Origin of the sequence: Weizmannia acidilactici, from assembly GCF_008974185.1 — a bacterium.
In the GTDB taxonomy this organism is placed as follows: domain Bacteria; phylum Bacillota; class Bacilli; order Bacillales; family Bacillaceae_C; genus Weizmannia; species Weizmannia acidilactici.
This window is the reverse complement of sequence record NZ_BKZP01000076.1, coordinates 1-1,710: the sequence shown is the minus strand read 5'-3', so window position 1 is coordinate 1,710 and position 1,710 is coordinate 1. Positions and strand designations below refer to the sequence as shown.

Here is a 1,710-nt window from a genome sequence, read left to right as displayed (position 1 = left end):
ATATTGCTTTTATTAGAATATTCCTAAATTTATCTACTCCCCGTAAACGTTTTACTCATACATTGAATATTATACATCTGGAATACTATGAAAGTCACAATCTGAAATTATGTGGAAATTCACAACAATGGAAGAAACCAAAAACGAAGATCAAGAAGCTGATCCAATTAGGAGTGCCCCAACATGAAGCATATGAGTGGGGAAATTCAAGGATGGCATATTGGAGAATCTCTAACAGCCCAATTTTACACAAAGCCCTTGGCAACTCCTACTGGAATCGCCAAGGGCTGAAAAGCCTGTATGAAAAGTATTGTGACAAGCGTCATTTATTTGATTGTACCGCCGTATACGGAACCGTACGTACGGTGGTGTGAGAGGACGGGGGCCAGTCACCCTCTCCTACTCGATTATATGACAGATTATTGATATTTAGGAATATCCAATATAATTTGGCCGGAATCAAGCAAACTGTAAAGATTATAGATGCTGCTGACTTGTTTGGACGCCCAGCCGATATCAGTTGCATACTGGTGCGAAGCGGTGCGTGTCGACACAGCTGCGCTTGGATTCCATCTCATCTTATACAAAGTATCTTGGCCGTTTTTCAGATAATTGCTTTCAATAAACTTAGCACCCCCGATAATGGCTGCTTCCGGCGTAAACCAGCCTTGATTATAAGCATACGCTGCACCGCTCGTGACTGCCGAACCGTCATAGGCCCCGATCCCGTACATATTATATACGGTCCGGCCTTTATATTGAACACCATTAGCCAGTTCGGAAGTCCCATTCTTGGTTTCCAGCAGGGCATGAGAAATTAAATAGAGTTCATTTACGCCTGACAGTTTGCTAGCCGTAATAAAGCTTTCCGCTTTTCCAGCCAATATACCTTTTCCTGCTAAAACTTTTTCGTTAATTTCATCTTTATCCACATTAGCTGTTTGCGTTAATTTAAGAAATTGGAAGCACTGAACCGGATCATTTTCAAAATTTGCCGGGTTCACATAGTATTTGACGTCTTCGGGGCTTGCGTTCACCCATGTTTTATTGTAGGAGACTTTATACCATGTTTTTCCGTCTGTTCCTTTTACAGTCCCAAGGATTTGCAGAGTTGAACCGTTTGAAACTTTCCCGACAACCCAATAATTGGTACCTGCCCCGCCTCTAATGTTCCAGTTGGAGCCCACTACAACACCTTTTTTAGGATTTGTTTTGCTATCCACAATTAAAGCATCTGAGCGGATATATGTACTGTATTTTTTATCCGTTTGTGGGTTTGCCTTCATCTCTATGTTCACCATTTCATTTAAAGAAATTCCATAAGATTGATAGTTTTTTGAAATGGATTTCCCCTGCAAAGGTTCTGCAGATGATAAATATTGTGCACTGACATATCCCGTCTTTCCGAAGGCCGTTACTTTTGCCCATCCGTTTGCTTCTGATAAAACCTGCACAACTGTTCCGCTTGCCAGTTTGGTAATAATGGAAGCAGAAGTGGATGGTGATGTTCGCATGTTTAAGCTTGATCCGGGATCGACATTGACATATTTAGTAACGGTTTTGGCAGCAGAAGAACTGCTTGTGGAACCTGATGTGGACACTTTCGAAGAAGAAAGATAATCCGCATGGACATACCCGGTTTTACTACTCACCGTTACTTTTGCCCAAGATCCGGAAGTGGAAAGGACTTTTACGCTTGTCCCTCTTGAA

1 protein-coding gene and 1 pseudogene are annotated in these 1,710 nt (G+C 41.8%); one reads left to right on the top strand and one right to left on the bottom strand.

Annotation, left to right across the window (positions count from 1 at the left end):
* A pseudogene (locus tag BpJC4_RS16405) lies at positions 1–374 on the top strand (hypothetical protein); the annotation flags it as partial.
* Between the two features lie 45 nt (positions 375–419).
* Here the strand turns inward: BpJC4_RS16405 and BpJC4_RS15705 are convergent.
* On the bottom strand, positions 420–1,710 hold a 1,291-nt coding region (locus BpJC4_RS15705), incomplete at its 5' end, for an N-acetylglucosaminidase (RefSeq protein WP_151698186.1).